The sequence below is a fragment of the Moraxella sp. CTOTU48268 genome, from assembly GCF_032069585.1.
Classification (GTDB): domain Bacteria; phylum Pseudomonadota; class Gammaproteobacteria; order Pseudomonadales; family Moraxellaceae; genus Faucicola; species Faucicola cinerea.
Genome location: NZ_DAMALV010000024.1, coordinates 14,764 through 36,041, shown reverse-complemented (window position 1 = coordinate 36,041; position 21,278 = coordinate 14,764). Strand labels below are relative to the sequence as shown.

Annotated in this window: 28 protein-coding genes; 3 read left to right on the top strand and 25 right to left on the bottom strand. The window is 44.8% G+C overall.

Going from position 1 to position 21,278, the window contains the following annotated elements:
- Positions 1 to 151: 151 nt before the first annotated feature.
- From RT143_RS08750 to RT143_RS08640, 23 genes are all read right to left on the bottom strand, one after another.
- Positions 152 to 1,099 carry a hypothetical protein gene (locus tag RT143_RS08750; protein ID WP_313092490.1) on the bottom strand — a complete coding sequence of 316 codons (948 nt, stop codon included), beginning with the start codon at positions 1,097 to 1,099 and terminating at the stop codon, positions 152 to 154.
- 9 nt (positions 1,100 to 1,108) lie between these two features.
- The gene (locus RT143_RS08745; RefSeq protein ID WP_313092489.1) at positions 1,109 to 1,477 is read right to left on the bottom strand and encodes a hypothetical protein; all 369 of its coding nucleotides are present in this window, start codon (positions 1,475 to 1,477) and stop codon (positions 1,109 to 1,111) included.
- Positions 1,478 to 1,521: 44 nt separating this feature from the next.
- Positions 1,522 to 2,067: a phage tail sheath protein gene (locus RT143_RS08740; protein ID WP_313092487.1), complete on the bottom strand. Its 546-nt coding sequence runs from the start codon at positions 2,065 to 2,067 to the stop codon at positions 1,522 to 1,524.
- A gap of 18 nt (positions 2,068 to 2,085) precedes the next feature.
- Positions 2,086 to 2,640 (bottom strand): phage baseplate protein, encoded by a 555-nt coding sequence (locus tag RT143_RS08735; RefSeq protein WP_313092485.1) that lies wholly within the window; start codon positions 2,638 to 2,640, stop codon positions 2,086 to 2,088.
- An 11-nt stretch (positions 2,641 to 2,651) separates the two neighbouring features.
- Positions 2,652 to 3,458: a phage tail-collar fiber domain-containing protein gene (locus tag RT143_RS08730; protein ID WP_313092483.1), complete on the bottom strand. Its 807-nt coding sequence runs from the start codon at positions 3,456 to 3,458 to the stop codon at positions 2,652 to 2,654.
- A gap of 20 nt (positions 3,459 to 3,478) precedes the next feature.
- Complete coding sequence (locus RT143_RS08725) at positions 3,479 to 3,901, bottom strand: hypothetical protein (RefSeq protein ID WP_313092482.1); 423 nt, start codon at positions 3,899 to 3,901, stop codon at positions 3,479 to 3,481.
- A gap of 15 nt (positions 3,902 to 3,916) precedes the next feature.
- Positions 3,917 to 4,489, bottom strand: coding sequence for a phage tail protein I (locus tag RT143_RS08720; protein ID WP_313092480.1), 573 nt, complete (start codon positions 4,487 to 4,489; stop codon positions 3,917 to 3,919).
- Complete coding sequence (locus tag RT143_RS08715; protein ID WP_313092478.1) at positions 4,486 to 5,427, bottom strand: baseplate assembly protein; 942 nt, start codon at positions 5,425 to 5,427, stop codon at positions 4,486 to 4,488. Before RT143_RS08715 ends, RT143_RS08720 begins: the two co-directional genes overlap by 4 nt.
- Positions 5,424 to 5,807, bottom strand: coding sequence for a GPW/gp25 family protein (locus RT143_RS08710; RefSeq protein WP_313092476.1), 384 nt, complete (start codon positions 5,805 to 5,807; stop codon positions 5,424 to 5,426). The genes RT143_RS08715 and RT143_RS08710 overlap by 4 nt, the downstream gene beginning before the upstream one ends.
- On the bottom strand, positions 5,804 to 6,358 hold the full coding sequence (locus RT143_RS08705) for a phage baseplate assembly protein V (RefSeq protein WP_313092474.1): 555 nt from the start codon (positions 6,356 to 6,358) through the stop codon (positions 5,804 to 5,806). The genes RT143_RS08710 and RT143_RS08705 overlap by 4 nt, the downstream gene beginning before the upstream one ends.
- A gap of 105 nt (positions 6,359 to 6,463) precedes the next feature.
- Positions 6,464 to 6,721 (bottom strand): hypothetical protein, encoded by a 258-nt coding sequence (locus RT143_RS08700; RefSeq protein ID WP_313092472.1) that lies wholly within the window; start codon positions 6,719 to 6,721, stop codon positions 6,464 to 6,466.
- A 147-nt stretch (positions 6,722 to 6,868) separates the two neighbouring features.
- The gene (locus RT143_RS08695) at positions 6,869 to 7,708 is read right to left on the bottom strand and encodes a DNA adenine methylase (RefSeq protein ID WP_313092470.1); all 840 of its coding nucleotides are present in this window, start codon (positions 7,706 to 7,708) and stop codon (positions 6,869 to 6,871) included.
- On the bottom strand, positions 7,689 to 7,880 hold the full coding sequence (locus RT143_RS08690) for a Com family DNA-binding transcriptional regulator (protein WP_313092469.1): 192 nt from the start codon (positions 7,878 to 7,880) through the stop codon (positions 7,689 to 7,691). The genes RT143_RS08695 and RT143_RS08690 overlap by 20 nt, the downstream gene beginning before the upstream one ends.
- An 8-nt stretch (positions 7,881 to 7,888) precedes the next feature.
- Complete coding sequence (locus tag RT143_RS08685) at positions 7,889 to 8,341, bottom strand: phage virion morphogenesis protein (protein WP_313092468.1); 453 nt, start codon at positions 8,339 to 8,341, stop codon at positions 7,889 to 7,891.
- Positions 8,342 to 8,347: 6 nt separating this feature from the next.
- Entirely contained in the window at positions 8,348 to 8,758 is a 411-nt protein-coding gene (locus RT143_RS08680) for a phage tail protein (protein WP_313092467.1), read from the bottom strand.
- Positions 8,755 to 9,360, bottom strand: a complete 606-nt coding sequence (locus tag RT143_RS08675) for an N-acetylmuramidase family protein (RefSeq protein WP_313092465.1) — start codon at positions 9,358 to 9,360, stop codon at positions 8,755 to 8,757. The genes RT143_RS08680 and RT143_RS08675 overlap by 4 nt, the downstream gene beginning before the upstream one ends.
- Complete coding sequence (locus RT143_RS08670; protein WP_313092463.1) at positions 9,357 to 9,686, bottom strand: hypothetical protein; 330 nt, start codon at positions 9,684 to 9,686, stop codon at positions 9,357 to 9,359. Before RT143_RS08670 ends, RT143_RS08675 begins: the two co-directional genes overlap by 4 nt.
- Entirely contained in the window at positions 9,683 to 10,141 is a 459-nt protein-coding gene (locus RT143_RS08665; RefSeq protein WP_313092461.1) for a hypothetical protein, read from the bottom strand. Before RT143_RS08665 ends, RT143_RS08670 begins: the two co-directional genes overlap by 4 nt.
- 1 nt (position 10,142) lies before the next feature.
- Positions 10,143 to 10,361, bottom strand: a complete 219-nt coding sequence (locus RT143_RS08660) for a tail protein X (protein WP_312538932.1) — start codon at positions 10,359 to 10,361, stop codon at positions 10,143 to 10,145.
- On the bottom strand, positions 10,358 to 10,909 hold the full coding sequence (locus RT143_RS08655) for a head completion/stabilization protein (RefSeq protein ID WP_313092459.1): 552 nt from the start codon (positions 10,907 to 10,909) through the stop codon (positions 10,358 to 10,360). The genes RT143_RS08660 and RT143_RS08655 overlap by 4 nt, the downstream gene beginning before the upstream one ends.
- 105 nt (positions 10,910 to 11,014) lie before the next feature.
- Positions 11,015 to 11,749: a phage terminase small subunit gene (gpM, locus tag RT143_RS08650; protein ID WP_313092457.1), complete on the bottom strand. Its 735-nt coding sequence runs from the start codon at positions 11,747 to 11,749 to the stop codon at positions 11,015 to 11,017.
- Between the two features lie 11 nt (positions 11,750 to 11,760).
- Positions 11,761 to 12,768: a phage major capsid protein, P2 family gene (locus tag RT143_RS08645; protein WP_313092456.1), complete on the bottom strand. Its 1,008-nt coding sequence runs from the start codon at positions 12,766 to 12,768 to the stop codon at positions 11,761 to 11,763.
- Between the two features lie 39 nt (positions 12,769 to 12,807).
- A complete protein-coding gene (locus RT143_RS08640) occupies positions 12,808 to 13,722 on the bottom strand; it encodes a GPO family capsid scaffolding protein (protein WP_313092455.1) in 915 nt (304 codons plus the stop codon).
- 168 nt (positions 13,723 to 13,890) lie between these two features.
- On the opposite strand from RT143_RS08640, the gene RT143_RS08635 reads away from it, so the two are divergent.
- Together RT143_RS08635 and RT143_RS08630 are read left to right on the top strand one after the other, a co-directional pair.
- Positions 13,891 to 15,702 (top strand): terminase large subunit domain-containing protein, encoded by a 1,812-nt coding sequence (locus RT143_RS08635; protein ID WP_313092453.1) that lies wholly within the window; start codon positions 13,891 to 13,893, stop codon positions 15,700 to 15,702.
- 8 nt (positions 15,703 to 15,710) lie between these two features.
- Entirely contained in the window at positions 15,711 to 16,706 is a 996-nt protein-coding gene (locus RT143_RS08630; protein WP_313092452.1) for a phage portal protein, read from the top strand.
- 910 nt (positions 16,707 to 17,616) lie between these two features.
- Here RT143_RS08630 and putP read toward each other — a convergent pair.
- Together putP and trmB are read right to left on the bottom strand one after the other, a co-directional pair.
- Positions 17,617 to 19,104 (bottom strand): sodium/proline symporter PutP, encoded by a 1,488-nt coding sequence (gene putP / locus RT143_RS08625; RefSeq protein ID WP_313092450.1) that lies wholly within the window; start codon positions 19,102 to 19,104, stop codon positions 17,617 to 17,619.
- Positions 19,105 to 19,315: 211 nt separating this feature from the next.
- Positions 19,316 to 20,152 carry a tRNA (guanosine(46)-N7)-methyltransferase TrmB gene (trmB, locus tag RT143_RS08620; protein ID WP_313092448.1) on the bottom strand — a complete coding sequence of 279 codons (837 nt, stop codon included), beginning with the start codon at positions 20,150 to 20,152 and terminating at the stop codon, positions 19,316 to 19,318.
- Between the two features lie 124 nt (positions 20,153 to 20,276).
- Here trmB and RT143_RS08615 point away from each other — a divergent pair, with 124 nt between their 5' ends.
- Positions 20,277 to 21,224, top strand: a complete 948-nt coding sequence (locus RT143_RS08615; protein ID WP_313092447.1) for a pilin — start codon at positions 20,277 to 20,279, stop codon at positions 21,222 to 21,224.
- Positions 21,225 to 21,278 lie beyond the last annotated feature (54 nt).

Here is a 21,278-nt window from a genome sequence, read left to right as displayed (position 1 = left end):
ATGTACGACGCTAAGCCTTGACTGGTGTCGGATAAACCAACACCACCTGATTCCCAAGATTCGGTGAGCGGATAAGCTCTACTACGTGGCGTCAGTAGACTATCATTATCCGTTGACTCAACGGTTGCGAGGTCAGTGGCTTGCGGCAACATTACAACGCACCCTCGTAACGACTCCATGAGACTTCAACAGGGATGGCTAGCGTTTGGGTGTTGTTTTTTACAATAGGGCTATCATCTGCTACAGCGCCAAGACGGATTTGATAAACGCCCATTGTTGTCGCTAATGTTAAGGTTCGGATAGACTTATTTTCTTGGTCTGTAGTTAAAACTTTACTATTTACCCTTTTATAACTGCCACTTACATAAGATGCTAAGCCATCTAAAGTATAGTTACTCCCAGAACCAGATGGTATTGATGTAATATTTGCCAGGTCTCCTGTATTAAAAGTGCAATAACGACTGGTGGGCGGACCGAGTACAAATCCTACATTTTTATATGCCGTCATATCTGTTACATAAGCTAGTCTTAGTTTCCAATTATAAGCGACACTACCACCGACCCCATCTAAAAGATTTAAAGTGCCAGTTTTATCTGTGGTATCGTAAACCGCCCATAATTTGTAATAGATATCAAGTTGTTCACCGCTTAATACCGTGATAGTCGTTGGGTTACCATTACTGTCTTTAATTAATGCACGAGTACAAAGAAAATAAGTAGTCGCATTACTATAAATAGACGCCAAACCTAATTCGCTAACATTGACATTATTTAGTCCCGTAAAGGAGTACTTACGCACTCTATTTGTTTTGTATAGACTACCGTCTCGTGCCGCATCATAGTCATATTTAGTTGAAACATCAGAACCATTTATACCTGCTAAAGCCGTATCTAACTTATTTTGCGTATAGATTGGTTGACTATTACCACTCCCAATGATGCAATACGCCATCATGTCTGAACCATTACCACCACCAAAAAAATCCAAGCCTTGATTTAAAATCAGATTTTTTTGATAACCTGTGTCAATCTTTGTACTACCATCGGCTCGTTTCACCACACAGCGAAATTCACCTGCCATACCCATATTTGCTTGCATAATAATTCCTTAAACTGTTTTTAATGTGATATCTAGTGGCTTAACTGTTGGTTGATACGCATCACCATCGACACTGTTACTAACCACCACGCGTTTTAACGTGATATCCAGTGGCTTAACCGTCGGCTGATACGCATCACCATCGATACTTGCCTTGCTTACGATTGATTTAAGCGTGATATCCAATGGCTTAATTGTCGGCTGATAAGCGTCTTTATCGTCAATCTGCTTACTTAGCACAATATCGCGCAGTGTGATATCTAACGGCTTAACTGTCGGCTGATAAGCGTCTTCACCATAGCCACGTTTTAAGATATCCTGAAGCGTGATGTCTAGCGGCTTAACCGTTGGTTGATACGCATCCTCTTTTTCAATCAATGTAGGATATGGACGGCTGGCATAGACAACACGCTTACCAGCTGCTACTTTCCCAGCGGCTTACCCCACTGATTTTCAATCAAATGCAACTCACGGTCGCCAAAGGTATCGCGATATGCCGCAATCTCTGCTTTATCCGTGATTAACGTGCCGTCATCTTTGCGTGGCGACGCGTAGACAAAAGCTCGACGGCGCTTGGCAATACTGACCAACTTGCGCACCACAGCAGGGGTATCAATCTCAGGTGCACCTAGGATTTTTGGTATTACCCCTAAACGTGATTGACAAGCGAGCAGCTCATCTAACACATCGACGTTATCAGCATTGCTCACACGCATGACAACCACGGTTGGGTTGGTGATATCACGGATGGTCTGCAATGATGTTTTGAGAGTGCCTTGGGTGCCTGCTTTATCAATATTGTCTTTAGTGATACCTGTTAGTAATACTGGGGTATCGGCTGGGTACATGGTTGCATCGGCATCGGTCGACGTGGCGATTAAACCGATGACGCTGATGTTGGCATTGCGCATGGGTAAGATACCCTGCGTGAGTTCTTGGGCGGTGATGCCGTGGTGAGGGTTTGCCATGATTATTTCCTTGTATTGTTAAGCGGTGCGAAGCCAATAGCCTGTAACGATAGAGGGTTGAATGTTGTTGTGAGGCACATCAGCACCCAAGGTCTCGGTCTTCAAATTTGCTGCTGCACTACTGGTGCTTTCAGTCGCGGGTCTGCCAGTACCACCAATGCCACCAGTCACAAAATTGATATTAAAATTATGACTCGGCATCTCTTCAATCTTGAGTTTGTGGGTGTTTTCACCAAACGTGTTGCCCATTGTTTTGTATTCGGCGATATCACTAGTATTATCGCTAAAACCGACAGGTGCGCGACCTTCTGCATAGCGCACCCATGTACCATAACCGTGATGGGCTTTTACTGCGGCAGGGTCAGCATGGTCGATGGTTGTCATGTAGATATCACCGACTTTGTAAGCTTCTGATTTTTTGTTTTCAAATTGCTGTCTAAGCCAAAGCAAACTTTCAGCAAGCTGCTTGGTCGCTAAATTGGCATTGCCCTCCGCTCCACCTGTGATCGGCTCGGATGTTTCAACTTGATTAATCGTGTCATGCCATTGGGCGGTCAACATTAAATTACTCATAAATCTGTCCTTTATTGGTACTGTGCAGAGCCGTCATAGCTGTATTTTCCATCGTATTTAACAGGGGGTTTCGTGCCATCAACACGCACCCATAGATATTCGGTATAACCTCGGTATTGGTCTGGCGTCGTACTATCAGCTATCACATCACCGTTTTTACCCACATAGCGGTTAGGTCGATTGATTTGTGAATCGTTGTCTTTGATAGCTAATAACTCGACACCCTCAAGGCGTTGCCAAAAAGTCTCATAGCCGAATATCAAGTCGAATTTTGGTTTTGGGTTTTCATTAACCGATGACCAATATGGATAACCGATCGGAAACAACACTTCTAAAAAGCCCGCAAATTGTGGTTTGCTGACAAAATTGGCATTGACCCACGACTGTGTGGCTGTGATAGCGTTGGTATCAACGACAATGGATACGCTCGGATTCTCAACCTGTACCACCGCTTTGAGTCGATAATCAACCGCGGCAGTGCTGGTAGCGTCTGGTTTTTGTACCTCTGGTAGACTGCCAACCCACACCAATACGCCATCACTATCAATCAATCCAAACTCACGAATGGTAAAACCACCCACGTCGACAGGGACGACACACACAATCTCGTACTTGTTTGGCGCGACAAGATTGACAGACTCGACCTTGCCTTGGTAACGCTTGGCGACCAAGGTTTGCTTGTCAAGGCGTGTGCTGAAGTCGACGTTAACGCCTTGTCCCACTGCAAAGTCAGTAATATGCAAGGGTGTCCCACCTGCATTACTGGCGGCAGCGATTTTGGCGGCGCCAGCGTTCGTTAAGAGTAATTGATAGCTCATAGTCTTATTAAGTCAGTTGATTACACAGTCGGTAAGTCTAGGCCACGGTCACTGAGCACGTATTGACCATTGATAAGTCGTAGTTCTAAGTGACGTTTTTCGTCAGCTTTAATGGTTAGTGGATAACTTGCGATAAAATAATTGGCTTTGTCAGCATTGGCTTTGGCAATATCAACAATCGGTTGTTTGGCGATATGGATGTTGAGTGTAAGCTCTTCGCCACCGGTGTTATCGACCGCGAACACCATGCTATCTTGATGGGTGCGTAATAGCCCGTCATTGACGACCAGCTCGGCATTGCCTGAATGCCCTGTGCCGTCGATATTGACTAGATTTGGAATTGTGGTTTGTCCGTCTTCTTTGAATTCGATTGGATAAAAAGGCATAGCGACAGCAAGTGCAATGGCTAAAATAACGCCTTGGGGTTGACATAAGTTTGACATCATAAAGTCCTTTAGTTAGGTGGAAACAGTAAGTTCAACGCCGACCACGGGGACGGCATAGGCAGCAATAACAGCGGGTAAGGTGTAACCTAGATAAACGTCGTAGTGAGCGGATAAGCGTTTGATCGCGTCTATCATGGCTCGTATCTGTAAAATATTGTCAGCGATAATACCGGTCGTTGGGTGTACCTCGACGCTAAAGGTACCAGGCGCGCCACGTGGTGATTTTTGAAACCACTCAATGATGCTAGCGTCATAATTCATGGCTGCCAGTGAGCGTTTGACTGCGCTAAGCGTTCCTTTACGCTCATGCACCCAAAGACTGTCACGGATGACTTGGCGTTTGGTCTCGGCTGTCCAGTTGTCGTTCCATTCGTCCACGCTCCATGCATAGGCAAGATAAGGCAACAAACTATCGGGAGCGGTGTCTACGTCCCAGATGGTTTCAAACGGTACTGGTATTGGCTCAAGCTTGGCGGTTGCTCCTGCTAGAGCGTGCTCCAGTGGACGGCTATTGGCGGGGAGTAGCGATTGGTAGCGGTCGTTGATAGCCATTGGTGGCTGGGTAGGGGCGGCGTTATAAATCATGTACCCTCCGATTTGGCAATGATGTTATAGCCTGTGCAATGAGCCACTTCGCCAATGGCGGTCATGACATCGGTTTTTGGTTCGTTGAGTTCAATGCGACTAACACCCATCACGTCTAAAGCCCCAATGATACGGCTGGTCGCCACGCGCGCGTTTGGTTTAAAATTGTCTGTCAAATATTGGCGTAATGCTGTCATGCCTTGGCTCAAAATCAACTGTGGGCTAATCCCGTTTTTGACATAGACGACAGCATCGATACGGTAGGCTTTGGCGGTAGCAGAGTTGACACGCACTAAGTCAGTAAGTGGTCGTACATCATCGGCGACAAGCGCGTTATATACATCAGTCACCGCTTGGGCTGACACGCCTACAGTCTTGTTTGTTTGCACAAGTACGTCGCCATCAATTTGCCCAGCCAAATAAACATCCACTTCAGTAGGAGCAGGGCTATAGACGGTCACACTGTGCACTTCGGCACTGGCTGACAAGGCATGGAATTCATAACTGCCCGCAGAACCTGCCATTGTCATCGCTTCAACTGATAGGGCTAGGCGGTAGCGGTAGTCGTCATCGGTTTCATAAATCGCAGTTTTTGGCGGAGTGGCGGTTTTGTCCTCGGCTTGTAGTAATTTGCGCTCGAGGCGGTAATAAGTAACACCAATGTGGTCAAGGTCTGACCCTGTGGCAAATGCCAACATCAAGCTACGAGCTTTGCGATTAATTTCGCTAATCTTTAACACATAGCGGTATGCCAATACTTCAATGACTTTGTTAATCGGCTCGGATTCAAGGCTTAATGCGGTTTGAATAGGGTGGTCATCGGCAAACTTAGCAGACAGCTCGGCACGGATACGGGTGACTTCAAGCTCAAAGTCTATGGGCTCTAGCACGTTTGGCAAGGGCAATCCTGCTAGGTTGATGGCATTGTAAACGCTCATGATGCCCCCCGTGCCAGTGTCAAAGTGGTAGGCAGTTTGGTATTGTCGCTACGGCGCAAATCTAGTAATACGTTAACGCCTGTGTTGCCTGTGTCATTGGTAGCGTCCGCATTCATGGATAATTGGACTTGACGTACTTTGACCCGTGGTTCCCATTTGATAATCGCGGTGGCAATGGCTGCCATCATTTTTAGTTTGGTAGCTGGGTTCACTGGCTGGTCAATTAAAAACGGAATCAAACTGCCATACTCACGGCGCAGCAAACGGCTGCCAATCGGGGTCATTAACAAATCGTAGATGGATTGTTTTAGATGGTCGTCAGGTGATAATAGTGCGCCCGTGGTACGGCTCATGCCCATGGCAAAATTGATATCCATCATTGCGGTGCTCCTGTGGTAGAGTTACCGCCCATGACTTTGCCGTGCAAGTGTTTTATAAGACTGATGACGCCAGCAACGATATCTTTTTTAGCATGGATGGATTCATCAACTTCCAAATTTCCTGTCATCGTAACAGTTGGCGTATCAAGCGTGATACTACCTTCAGAAATGATGGTGATATTGGTAATTTTGAGAGTAAGGTTGCTATCGTCTGTTTTGACACTGAGATAATCCTGGTCATTAAATTGGACGCGAATTTCATTTTCATCTGTACTTGGGCTTGGGTGTAGATTGCTGTAAAGCGATAAGACAGGGATAGCGTTGGCAAGCTCACCACTTGGACTGACTAACAAAAATTGTTCACCAACTGATGGGCAACGCCATACACGTACTTGTCCAGCCGCCAAGGCGGGTATAGGCAGCCAGTCGGTTTGGTTATCGCCGACGTCTAGGCGCATGGTTTGATCGTCTGGGTTGACGTCAAACACAGTGCCAATGGTGGCAATGTTATGTAAGCGGCGTTGTTGTTCGGATAAAATTTGCGCAGTCATGGCTCAATACCTAAGGATTGGGTAAAGTGTGGCATGAGTGAGCAATGGGTAAAATAAGCAAAAGACCGCAATCAATAATTGCGGTCTTTTTATGGTTAGGGATAATTAGGCGATTTTAAAATCTTGGTAGGTGATTTTGTTTAGGCGGTCAAGGTTATCATCATGCGTACCGATAATAAGCTGTTTTAGGCGGTCGGCTTTTTCGTCGTTGCTCATGGCTTGGGTTGCCATATAAAACAAAATGTCGTGGGTAGAAATAATTAGGTTTGATAGGCTCTGTGGTAGTCGGCTGTGGTTGTCTACAAGGGTAACATTTGAGCCGTCAATGTAAATGGTATATTGGCTAGATTTTAAAGTTTTCATCGTGGTTTTCCTTTTTTTTAGGGCTTGCGATTTCAGGCGGTTGCCGTTGGGTGTAGCGACAGTATCACTCTGGTGGCAAAGGATAGCCAGTCTTGTTTGCATAAAAAACGTGTCCACTGCGACACGTTTTTATTGGTTAAAAAAAGATTAGAAACGATAAATCATATTATCTTCATAAGCTCGTTCATGATTGACATGAGCCTGAATGGTGACACGCTCAAAACCGCCCAGCTTTTGCCAATCGTCATTATTTAGTTGTTTGAGATAATCCAAATAATCCATTAGCTCGGACTTGGTCGAACTAAAGAAAATATAGGGTGGACGGGTCAAACTCATCAAATATAGAAAATCGACCATCGCAAAATATTTTTCTTGGTTATATGCCCCTTGCCCTGTGTAAAGATAAGGTGGGTCTAGCAAAAATAGGGTTTTTGGCTGGTCTTTATATCTGGCCATTAGCGTTGTATAGGATTCTGTCGTGACAACCAATCCATCCAAATAGCCAGTTGCTTGCTCATAGGGGCTACGGCGTACGGTGTTATAAAAAGTGTTGCTATATAATTCATCAAGTGTGCGGACTTGCTTCCCACTAAACAATAACCAGTTTGCTACGCTATGCACATCAATAAATCCATCAAAGGATTTTATGATACCAATAACCACTTCTTTGTCATTTTGCGATAATGCTTTTTGCCGTGGCAAATGTTCAATGGCACTATAAATTTGTTGGCGTAGTCGCTCGGTATCCTCGATATAATTAAGGCGGTCAACATAGCCATCAAAATCGTTGTAAACTACAGTGGCTTTTGGTAGTAAATGCTTGGCGTTATGAGCGAGTAAACCACTGCCACCGAACACATCTACCACTGTCCAGCCCTCACCATCACCAATAATATTGGCGTTAATAACATGGCGAAATGCTTTGATAAAATTACGTTTTTGCCCAATAAATGATAGCGGGGCTTTACTATAGGGAATTTTTGTCATGACTGCGTCCTTTGGGTTGATTAAGGCGTTCTGGACGCTCATGGTTTGGACGCTCGATGGCATTCTTGAAAGTATTTAAAGTCTTGCATCGTGGACATTTAACGGCGACCACTGCCTCACCAGTCATGCGAAAAAGTAATTTTTCGCAGACATTGCAACGATAATCTTGCATATTTTCCTTCAGTTAAGATTCATAAAAAAATTCTCAAATTCTTCGATGATAAGCTGCTCATCCTCGCTACTAAGTCCAACCGTTTCACGTACTGCATACTGGACAGGGCGGACGGTCGGGGACGGTCTGGCGACTTGTCCGTATTGATGCACTGCCATAATCTGTGCCAATCGCCCTGCAAAACCAATCTCAGCATGATGCGCGCTGTAAGCGGTTTTCAACATACGACTAGCACGGGTAAACATTGCTCCCGTCTTGACACGTTTGCTACGAAACTTACGCCCCTTGGCTTTTCTTGGGATAAAACCTGCACCGCTTGGGTCGACTTGAGAGCGGATACGCTGCGACCATTGTTGTTTTAGTCGGGTGGTAATGCGACGCATTAACGCTTGTTTTTGACCGTCGTCGAGCTGTGTGTCAATCCGCTGTAACCAGTCGGTCAGTCCGCTAAAATCACTCATCCAAAATTACTCATCAATGAAATCGCCTGCCAAAATACTACTGCTAATAAACGTCCCTGCTTCATCCGACCACACCAGCTCAGGACAAACGGCTACCGCATCGATGGCAATAAAAGTGAGCTTGTCGTTTAGACTAATATCAATCTGCAAGTCGTAAGACTCCAGGTCGATGACATCGCAATCAAAACTTAGATCGGGAACACTGCGACCACGGGCGTCAAACCACTGACGGATAAATGCCAACACGGCAAATGGCTCGGCAAGTTTGCAATCAGTAAAAATAAAGCGGGCAATATAACTGACCGTTTGCGTTTCTGGCGGCAGATTGCCGTTGACGAGCTGTAAAAAGGTCTTGTCGGCGGTAATCGGCTTAAACTGTGCCAGCAGGTCGTTTTTAAGATCGATTAGGTATTTCATGCGTTAAATTGTTTAAAAGCGGCGGCAAGTTTGCCATGATAATTATTGGCTCTGTAGTTTTCGCCATTGTACCGATAGGCAAACGCTGACCAATCTTTGTTTTTTAGGGCATCAATAAGTTTATTTTGGCGGATAAATCGGCACATGGTGTCAAGTTGCGCGCCTTCATCTTTGTATTGGGCGTTGATAAACGCTTGTAGCGTTGGGTATCCCAAGTCTTTCCAATTCAAGCCCATCACTTGTCCCAATCCCCAGCTGGCAGACTCAAGGGCAGATTCACGGTGGTATTGACTGGCGGCTGTCAAGCGTTGGTGTTGATAGATACCTTCAGCACCGTAGGACTTTGGTTTCCATTTTGGATAGCAAAGGTCTGGACGTTCTCGTATCACTTTTGCACGGATATCAAGCAAGCCTTTTTTGGTGAGCCGCTTATAAAAAATATGTGGCTCAAATAAAATCACAGGTTCACCCGTGGACAAAAAACCTTCGCCTTTGGATTCGACTTCATGCACAGCACGCATGGCGGCTAAGGGCACGCCAAGACTATCGGCACAGGCTTTGATTTGGGCTAGGGTTATTTTTTTGTGGGCAGGTGTGCTCATTGGCTATCCTTAAAGATGTGATTGATACGGTCATTAAATCGCTGGCGACGATGATTTTTACGTTCGCAGTGCAGTAAAAACCACAAAAATGCTAATGCCATGGTCAAGGTGGCAAAGCCAGAGCGAATCAAAATCAGGCTCAATGACATCGTAAACCCTGCATGCATAGCGTCATATGCCATATAGACAACTGCAACCAGACTATGGAGCAACAAACATCGCAGTGCCCACCAAAGGATGTCATCATAGCGGCGTGTCAGCCATAAAAACGCTGTTAAAATCGTCATACTAAGTAGCATTAAGCCGACGTGTAATAGGTAAATCATTTATCCACCCCCATAAATTTGGCAAGCCAATCGGGCAAAATGGCTTTGATACGATCAGAATTGGCAACCGCGATTAATAGACGCAAAATAAAATATCCACCGACAGCCCACAAAAAGCTAACGAACAAAACCACGTCTTCGCTAGAATTGTTACGACCCATGAGCTCAAGACTGCCACGGGTAAAGAACAATCCTGCTCCCAAACCTAAGAGCACGTGTCCTACGCTAGTGGCAGATGGGGGGAATTTTTTATCTTCGCCGAATGCAAGGTAACCACCAATCGCACCGATAATCGTTGCTACTAGCATAGCGTTGGTAATGGTAGAAATAGGTAATAGCTGGTTAGAATAGGCAAAGACGGGATTAATCGTGGCAAGCAGCCAAAGAAAAGCAACAATACTCCATCCAAGCATACAGCCAATGATGTCGAAAATTAGGCTAGATTTTTTTAACATATCAATCCCAAAGTTTTAACCGTTGCTGAACGTTGGCGACGGTTGTCGTAAAAGGTAAAATCACGGTACTCCGCATAGGTAAAATAGCGAGCGGGGTAAATTGTGGGTTTAATTCAACGATTTTTGGTAAGTATGCGTTTGACTGATTACCAAAAAAGCGATAAGCAATAGCGTCGAGCGTGTCAAATTGTTGTGATGCTGTGGTGCGTTGTATTGTCATAACAACCTCACACGGTTACGGCTTTTGCCGGTCAAGTCAGCAATCGCATGGTTGACGATACGGCGCAGGGAGTCAGACTTTAGATGCTCATTATTGCCGCGAGTGATGCCTTGGCCTACGGTGTCAAAGTCCATGTAGTTATCAGCCATGAGTGCGGCGGCTTCGTTGAGAACCGCGCGCTTGTAGGCTCGTTGCCACTTAGTATGAGTAATGAGCTGATCGACGGATAAAAAACCCTTTGCCCATGTTGGCAAATGCTGCTTCAGGGCATCGGGTGGAGGCAAGCGGTGGTGATGGCTAATGAGACCAGGAGCAGACTCCCAGACACACGTACCGCAGCCGCTGACAAACCCAAATTTATCGTTATCAAGGTACGGCAGCTGCTCATTGATAAGGTCGTATGCGTCACTGATATAGCCTGCGATACGCTCATTACCCATGGTCTTATCAATCCGCATAAGCGTGACCAAATCTTCAGTCGTAAAAGACGGAAGCCCTTCGATGGGGTTTGGTACTAATCTTTTGTCGATTTGCTGATTGATAAGCATGGGTTATCCAAAATAAAAAGGCGGTAGTTATTAAAAAGGTGCTGGTAAAAGTTAATTTACTTTTCAGACAAATTTAATAAGCCGCCTTACCCGTGGTGGGGTCTGTTAGCCTTGAGCGGCTTTAAGTTTTGATAAATCGGTTTTGCAACCAACATCAGGGTAAATTGCAATTGCTTTTTCATAAGCAGCAATGGCGTCCGTTGGCTTGTCGGCTTTTAACGCATCACCATAAGCTCGATACAATTTGGCACGTACAGGGTCTGGCATATCGTGGTCGTTGGTGACTTCGATTGCTTTTGCCAGAATGTCAGTGTGTTCGCTTGGGTTATCCGCTTTTTTGGTCACTTCAGATGCCAATTGCTCGGCATACACGGTCGCAACGTCACGGGTAAATGGTTCTGGCATAGCCATGTCGTTGAGTAGCGCAAACTCTGCAATGCGGGTAGCGATATCAAATTCATGGGTATCAAGCGCCCAGACCATCAATTGAACTAACATATCGTTTTGACCGCTAATCCCCGCGGCTAATGTGCCTTCAATCCAAGGTAAGTAAAAGGGTAAAAAGTCAGCCTTTAACTCGTTCTTTTTGGCTTGTGATTGGATGCCTTGTAGCGACTGCCAGTCATTAAAAAACTTGAGTTCAATAGGGCTTCCTGCATCGGGGTTGTCGTCATCGTCGGTGTACTCAGCGTCTTGCACGGGGGCGGTTTGACGGGTCATGGTATTGCCCAATGGGCGGTTTAACTGACGACCGCGGGCAGATAGTCGGGGGTCGGCATTGGCTTGACGTGCCGCTTTTTCGGCACGTACACGTTCAAAATGGTCTCGTAAGCTGCTCATCAATATCCCCTTTATGCTTCGATAACAAGGTTTTCGATGAACGCACATTTGTCATAGTCTTCGACGACAAAGCTCTCATTCACTGATTGATAGTCAGAGGTGCGGTTCCACTCCGGCTCATCTTTGATAAAACGACGCATACTGCCACGTTGTTGATAGATAGACAGATTGTCGTAGCTGGTAATTAGTAAGCCATTAGCTGGGAAATACGCAGGGGTATCGACTGGCAACGTACCAAGCTGTTTTTTCTGATATAAGGCATTGGCAGCCGCCTGCTCGGTTGGGGCTAAGGTTTGATTGATAAGGTTTTGGTATTTATCTGTGACCAGACCGCGAGAGGTAAGGACAACCAAGTCGCTATTGTCGCGGAACTGTTCGGCGATTAGGTCATTGACTGCCATTTCGACCAGCGCATCAAGGTTTTTAAACTCTTTGCTTGCGCCAATTACCAGTTCATCAATATGACGCTCGGGGGCAAAGGCACGGATTTTTTCTAACCAACCGACGTTGACGTCTTGTAGTTTTGGATACAAGGTCTTGTTGGTGGTCTTTGCGCGGTGAGTACCGTTAAAGCCAATCATTTGCTTGTCTTGGGCGACCAGCTTAATGGCTAGGTTTTGCAGGCGTTTTTGGAAATCTGGGAAAGTACCCCATTGGTCGATGACTGCCCATAGGTAGGCGACGTCGTAGTCTGTTTGAGTACAGACGTAATCATCGATATGCTCAAGATTGCCAATCGGCGTCGGACGACGGGGCTGGATGCGGGTGTCGGTATTGCTGGCGACACGTTGGTCACTGCCTAACCCAAGTTTTTCACCTGTCGCTTGTTGCACAGTGACTATGTTGATACGTTTTAAAAAGTCTGTGATCTCTTGGTAACGCTCAATCAAGGTTTGCTGACGAGCAGGTTGCACTTCAATGGTGGTGGCAAAGTTTTCGGCACCGTTGATGGTAGCGATTTGTTGGGTGTATTGCTGTAAGGCGATACGAGTGGCAGCAGATAAAGCGTAACTTCCCATGGGTTTTCCTTGTGTGATTTTAAGGGTGATAAAATTTGGTTAGCAGTCGGCGAGGGCATGACTGACACCTGCAGGCGGTGTGGTCGTCATCGGTACAGGCTCGGTGGACAGCTTGGTTTGTAAGCTGGCAAAACTCTGGTTAAGCTGGTTCACCGTGGCGGTTAATTGGGTGACACTTTCAGCGATTTGGGCAGTGGTAGCCGCGTTAGATTCGGCTTTTTCATTTAGGGTATTAAACCCTTGTAATACCATGTCCTGCTCATCTTTAGTCATGCCTGATGATTTGCTGGTAAACATATTTGCCATTTTTTGTAAAAAGCCATCTTCTGCTTTGTGTTGTTGTGGCTGAGCTGGTGGCTGTGGCGTTTGAGTGGGCACGGGTGCTTGTTCGATTGGGGCTTGACCTTCGGTAGGAGCGGTGGTTGGTGTTTGGGTTTGGTTGGGTTGGGTAGTCATAAGGGTGAGTTCCTGATGTTCAGAAAAAAGGGTGTTATTTGCGGTATTGTTAAATTTAAGCGGTTCTGTGCCACGACTTGCAGGAATGTCGGTCACTGCCAAACCAACTAAGTAAGCTCGGCCTGTTGCGGTAAATTTTGGGTAGAACTCAATGGAAGTAAAAAGTTTCTGGCCTTGTTTATTGGCTTCAACCAATTGTGGTAATGCGGACAAAGTGGCGTATAAGCCCATTAATTGCACGTCTTTACCATCAACTTGATAAGTATCTAACTGTGCATCACAGGCAATCACATCGCCCAATGCAGGAATGGCTGCATTACCTAAAAAATTCCACCCACCCGTGTGCTCAACATTGATGCGAGCAGTATATTCAACGGGATCATAGTCTTTTGCCATATCGATAATTTGTTGGCGAGTAATTTCTCTGCCATCAACAGTGACGCCTTCACGGGCGACACGAAAACGTTTAATTGTGCGTTGACCTGCTAAATCTGGCATAGGCATTCCAATAGATTAATCGGCGAAAATGTATCGGCTTATAAATTTGGTTAAGTAGCCCTTAGTTTGTTGGCTGTATAGGTTGTAAGCAATATTTAAAAGACCGCAATCAGCACTTGCGGTCTTTTGCTGTGTGGTGCAGGGGCTGACTGTCTATAAGCTATGCGTATGACTGATACCACCGCCAATTCGACTCAAAATCAATCGCTAACTCAAAAACGTGAACAAGCAAGGCTACTTTACGCCCAAGGACTAGGCGTGACCCAAATCGCCCGTCAGCTCGATGAAAAGCGGGCAACGGTTGCCAGTTGGAAAAAAAGGGATGGGTGGGTACGTGCGGACATTTTTACCGACGTCAATCTAGCCATGAAGGCGCGTTTGTTGTCGTTGATTGGAATGGATAAGAAGGGAAACGGGGAATATAAAGAAATTGATGAGCTCATGCGACAGCTTGAGCGAATCGCCAAAATCCAAAATTATAACGATAGTGGTAATGGCGGTGATTTAAATCCAAAGCTGCGTGAACGTTACAAGTCAGACCGTAAAGAAAAGGTCAAAAATTTATTTACCGAAGAAGAAATTGTGGCGTTAGAGGACGCCTATAAAATTATGTTGTATCCATTTCAGCAGGAATGGATAGATATTCTTGATGGTAAAAAGGTTAATGGCAAAAAGAAATACGCACCCGCGCGTATTTTTATGATGCTGAAAAGCCGACAGATTGGGGCGACGTATGTCATTGCAATTTGGGCGCTCATCAATGCCTTAAGAACCAAGAAAAATAAAATCTTTTTATCGGCGTCGAAAGCCCAAGCCTACCAATTTATTGAATACATCAAAAACTTTATCTTTGAAGTACTTGGGAGACAAATTGGTGGCGACCCGATTGTTATCTCATTCGAGGATAATACCCAAGTTAATTTTTATTACATGGGGACCAATGCATTAACTGCCCAAGGTCGACATGGTGATGTGGTTATTGATGAGTTCTTTTGGATTCGTAAATTCAAAGAATTTCGGGACGTGGCGTCAGGGATGGCATCGCAGAGTCAGTATCAACAGATATATTTGTCAACGCCTAGCTCTGTTATGCATGAGGCGTATAAATTCTGGACGGGTGCCGATGGCGTCAATAAACATGAAATCGATGTTAGCCATGCCACGTTAAAAACGCCAATGCTTTGCATGGATGGTAAGTGGCGACTCATGGTTACTGTCCGTGATGCAATGCGCGGTGGTTACGATAAACTTGATATTGATCAGTTGCAACTTGAATACACACCAGACCGATTTGATAATCTGTTTATGTGCGTGTTTTTGGATGACAGCTCAAGCTATTTCCCACTATCTATTCTAAGTCCAAATATGATTGATAGTTGGGAAGTGTGGAAAGATTTTAAGCCGCTTGGGTCAAACCCCTACAAAAAGCCTGTTTGGGTTGGATATGACCCATCATTTACTGGTGATCATCCTGCTTTGGCCGTTGTCGCGCCACCAAGTCGACCCGGGCAACCTTATCGAGTACTGGAGCGTAAGCATCTTGATCACATGTCGCCACTGATGCAAGCCCAATATATCCAAAAAATCTGTGAGCGGTATCAGGTCGAGTATCTAGGCATTGACACAACAGGTGCGGGTATTGCCGTCGCTGAACATGTCAAAGCTTTTTATCCTAATTACACCCCAATCAATTACAGTATCGAAGTTAAAACCCGTATGGCGATGCGTGCCAAAGAATTGTTTGAGCGTCGCAAGCTGCATTTCGACGCTGGCTATATTGATATTGTCAAAGCCTTTATTGCCATCAAAAAACAAGTCACCAACGGTGGGGGGCGTATGACATTTGTTTCAAAACGTTCACAAGAAACGGGTCATAGCGATGTTGCTTGGGCAATCATGCACGCTATTGACAATGCGCCGCTTGCTAGTACCGAAAATGTCACCGCCGCCACCAAATCTCGTATATCTGTCCACCGCTAAGGAATCCTATGGAAAACCAAGTATCTAATAAAATTATCATGAGTGGCTTTGGCGAACCCGAACCCGTGCTTGAGGGTCGCCGATTATTTGAGTATGACTATTGCCCCCAAGTCGGCGACTATTACGAATATCCGTATGACATCGCTGCCGTTGCAAGTCTCTACCGTGCCACCAGTCATCATACGTCTGCCCTGGTAACCAAGCGTAACGTACTGACCAGTTTGTTTGTGCCAAGCGAAAAACTAAGCCGTCGTGATTTTGAGTCGTTGGTGCAAAATTTTCTGGTCTTTAATAATGGCTATCTGCAGGTACAACGCAGTCGAATTGGGAGTGTGCTCAAAGCAACTGCGCGCCTGGCACGTCATACCCGGCGAGGTATTAATGGGAATTACTATCATGTCGATTATTATCGCGGCAATCCCATTGAATTTCAGCCTGACGAGATTATCCAAGTTTTCAATCCAGACATTCAGCAGGATATGTATGGTATTCCAGACTATCTAAGCTCAGTCAATGCAATTTTGCTCAATGAAGCCGCTACACTGTTCCGCCGTAAATATTATAAAAACGGCGCTCACGCAGGCTACATCTTATATCTATCCGATGCTTTAACAACTCAGCAAGACGTGGATGAGTTGGAGGAGGCTGTCAAAGAAAGCAAGGGCGCTGGCAACTTTAAGAACCTATTTATGTATGTGCCAAACGGTAAGCCTGATGGGGTTAAGGTTATCCCACTCGCTGAAGTTGCCGCCAAAGATGAATTTATGAATATTAAAATCGCTAGCCGTGATGACCAGTTGGCAGGGCATCGAGTACCGCCCCAGCTGATGGGTATTGTCCCCAATAACACAGGTGGCTTTGGTGATATTAAGAAAGCAGCTGAAGTGTTCTATTGGCACGAAATTTACCCATTGCAGAACCTACTCATGGACATCAATAACCAAGTCGGCCAAGAGCTCATCACATTTAATGATTACTCACTGACTGCTATAACCGATTCATAAAAAATAAAAAAGTATTTTTCTAAAACCGTTCTTGATGAGCGGTTTTTTTGTGTCAGATGGTCGTCACGGTTCGCGCTCCCTCCCACGCGCATGCTTTATACATAAAAGGCTTATTTTTATGCAGTAGAAAACTAGCGGATGCCAAACAAATCAGCATTTGTTGCTACTAACCATTGTTGCAGTTTGGTGCAGTTTGCTGCTTGAAATTATAGGAAGTTAAATAGCGTAATGATTGATAGGTTGTTTGAAAAAAGGTAATAAGGTGATAAGTGCTCAAAAAGTATAACTAAGTAATTGATTTAAATAATAAATTTTTATTACCTTTTAAAGGTAATTTCAGGTAATAAAAAAGGTGATAAAAATAAAAACTTATAAAAATTAATAAGTTGTAAAATAAAATTATCACCTTTTATAAGAGTGATAAATTACCTTAAAATCACTTTTTTATCACCTTTTTATTTTTAGTATTTTTTCATTAATATCATATATTTATATAAATTTTTATAAGATTATCACCTTATCACCTTTTTTTTTGATATGGGTCAAATTTTTGAAAATAGCAGTTTTATACTTAAAAACACTCAAATATTCCCGAGGTCGTTTATATTGCGTGGGCTAATTATGGGACTAATTATCTTGGGTAATGTAATGTAAGTTATTGATTTTGATAGCCCATAAACAGAATTTTACTAAAAATAGAGAATTCAAGTCTCTTCATCGCCACCATTTGCAAATAACTTAACGGCCAGGATTATGACAAGTCCCGTATTTTGCTAAGCCAAGCATTTTGATGTTTGGCTTTTTTGTTGTTTGTCATTTTACAATAAAAAAATAACGAAAAAGAAAAACAAAAACAAAAAAAGGGCGATAGCTGTATCACCCTTTTTGTCATTTAAATTGTCATTCAATATTAACGAGCATCGTTATAGGCTTTATTGGCATCATCAAAACGTGCCATGACTTTATCAGACGCGGGCGTTAACAGCGACACCACATATATGGCAATCATGCCTAAAATAAAACCTGGTACGATTTCATAAAGACTACTACCGGTTAATGGTTTCCAAGCGATGACTGTCAACGCGCCTACAAGCATACCCGCCAACGCGCCTGTCCCAGTCATACGTCGCCAAAATAATGACATCAACACCACAGGACCAAACGCCGCGCCAAAACCTGCCCATGCATACGAGACCAATCCCAACACTTTGCTGTCTGGGTTTTGGGCAATGACAATGGCAATCGCTGAGACCAAAAGCACCATGAAGCGACCAATCCAAACCAGTTCTTTTTGCGTGGCAGTAGGGCGAATAAACCCTTTATAAAAATCCTCTGTAATCGCGCTTGAGCATACCAATAATTGACAGCTTAGGGTACTCATGACCGCCGCCAAAATAGCCGACAATACCACACCGACAATCCAAGGGTTAAATAACAATTGTGCCAAACCGATAAAGATACGCTCGTTGTTATCTTTTAAGATAGCAGTTTGTTCAGGATGCACCGTCATATAGGCAAGCCCAAAATAACCGACCGCCACCGCGCCTGCTAGGCATAAAATCATCCAAGTCATACCGATACGACGGGCATTATTTAGTGATTTGACCGAATTTGCCGCCATAAAACGCGCCAAAATATGCGGCTGACCGAAATAACCCAAGCCCCACGCAGCCGCACTGATGATACCGACGAGTGACGTACCAAACAGCAAGTTACCGTAGTTTTTGTTATTTGCCTGTGCCGCCATACTGACCGCCGCATGAATCTCATCCATACCGCCTAAGTTTAAATAAACCATGATGGGCGCAAATACCAGTGCAAAAATCATCAAACTTGCTTGAATAGTATCCGTCCAGCTTACCGCCAAAAAGCCTCCAATAAAGGTATAGATAATGGTGGCAAATGCCCCTAGCCACATAGCCGTGGCATAGTCAATTTCAAACAAGCTTTCAAATAGTCGCGCACCTGCGACAATGCCTGAGGCGCAATAAATGGTAAAGAAAAACAAAATAATCGCCGCCGAAGCAATTTTAATCAATTTACTGTCGGCGCCAAAACGGTGGTGAAAGTATTCAGGCAAAGTTAGCGCATTGTTATTAAACTCAGTATGCACCCGCAGTCGACCCGCCACCAAAAGCCAGTTAAAATACGCACCAATCACCAAACCAATCGCAATCCAAGATTCACTCAGCCCCGATACATAAATCGCCCCAGGTAACCCCATCAGCAGCCATCCTGACATATCTGACGCACCCGCCGACATCGCGGTCACAAAACTGCCCAGACTACGGCCACCCAAAATATAGTCATCAAAGTTACGGGTGGCAAAATATGCCGCAAACCCGATGCCCAATACTAAAATCAAATACAACGTAAATGTAATATAAACGGGTGTCATCCCATCACTCCTAAGGTCATCCCGATTCAAGGTAATAAAACCACTAAAAATTGATAGCAGTCATAGAGATTTTACAATTGTCATCACACGCTAATCGACATCCTGATAGATACCATCTAATAACGAAAAGTCACATTGTAGAAAAATTTTAGGCATAAAAAAAGGATAATCGCTGTGATTATCCTGTGTACGGCATAAAATTGTCAACGCGCTAAACTTTGCGATACATAATATCGTAAATAGCGCGACCTTCCTCCATTCCGCGTTTTTCAAATTTAGTCAGTGGGCGAAAATCGGGACGTGGCAGAAAGTTACCTATACCTTCGCTGTTTTTGCCTTCGACATTTTCAAACGCGGTTAAACTATCCATGACTTCAATCATCCAGTGGGCATAATGTTCCCAATCGGTGGCAGCATGAAATATGCCGCCTTTTTTAAGCACCCGTTCCACCACCCTCATGCGATCAGCACTGACAAAACGGCGTTTGTAATGGCGCTTTTTTTGCCAAGGGTCGGGAAAATACAACTGCAGCGTGTCAATATGCGCCGCCGGTAATTGCTGCATCAGGGCAATGGCATCGCCACTGATGAGTTTGAGGTTATTTAGACCCAGTTCTCCTGCCAAAAATGCACAATTACCCAGTCCTGCCTCATGCACTTCAATACCGACAAAGTTTCGTGTTGGGTCATTTTTTGCCATTTCCACCAAGCTTGTGCCCATACCAAAGCCAATTTCAAATGTCAAAGGCGCATCAGGGTTTGAAAATAGCTCACGCAAATTGGTTATGCCGCCGATATCCATTGCTTGAATTGCGTCCAAATTGGGCTGGACAAAAAAATGGGCAAAGTCTGACTGTAACCCAGCTTCTGCCTTTTTGCCCACATGGGTTTTGCGTTTCATAAAAGTTTGAATGGTGCGATAGTGCGGGGATAAAGAGTTTTCATCACTCGGTTGTGGGGCAGTGGATGGATTGGGAGAAAGGCATTGGGCATCGGGTTTAGCCGCATCGACTGTCTCAGAAGTTTGGGTATGTTGGGGTGTCATCATTTGCAAAAATCGTAGTTGGTGTGATAAAGGGTGGTTGTGATAAAATTCGGCTATTATAAGTGAAAACCCCAAAAAGTGAAAACCTCAACAAGTGAAAACAACCAATGGATAATCCCTAATCGCCATGTTATTTCTTGAAAAAACATCACCGCCGCCATTTTGGCAGCCACAGCTAACTGATAAACAGCGTCTGATGTATGACAAAGCCTTTATTGGCAATCGTTCGCAGGCGTATTATCTCAAGCGTTTTGCCCAGTTTGATAAGGCAGGGCGATTGACGGCAAAGTGGCATTGGGCAGGGTTTTTGATGACGTTTCCTTGGCTGTTATACCGTAAGCGATTCTTAGATAGCATTGTCTATTCGGTGGCGGGATGGTCATTTATTCAGCTCAATGTCACCATCATTTTGGTAGCGATAGAGTACTTATTGATACGCAATCTTGATGAAGCAATTCGTATGCCGCTACGTATTGGCATTGGGCTTGCGATTTGGCTGTTTTGGTCGGTAATGGTAGCACGTTGGAGCGATGCTTATTATTATCGGATGGCGCGCCGTGAAATCGCTGATGCCATTGAAATGTATCCGCGTGATGAAGAAAAACAGCTGGCTCATATCCGCAGGCACGGCGGTGTGAGTTTGGTGGGTTTGGCGCTGGCGTTTGGCTTTTATGCGTTTTCTTTGTTTGTGATACAAGTGCAGTTTTTGCCGATTTATGCCAAGCAAAAAGCCAATGCCACGCTGTTTGAAGTGCTTGATATCGTAGAAAGCGCACAGGGACGAGTCGATGCGATCTACAAAGCCACGGGTCAATGTCCTGTCAATACACCGCTAAGCACAGATAACCAAAAAGTGGTGTTAAAAGTACTGACCCAAGCAGAAAGTATTCCAACTGACAGTCATTGCATGATTCAAGCGACAGTACGAGGCGTGCCATTTCCCAATCGCTGGCTCAATGGTCAGACGCTGACCATGTACCGCATTGGCGATAGTACAGTCGATGGTAGTTGGGGCTGTATCACCTCACTTAATCGCAAGCAAATCCCCAAACAGTGTATGCTTGCCGAGCGCTAATAAAATAGTTGTACTTATAACCACTAGCCGATGCGATGGCGGTGGTTTTCAAAA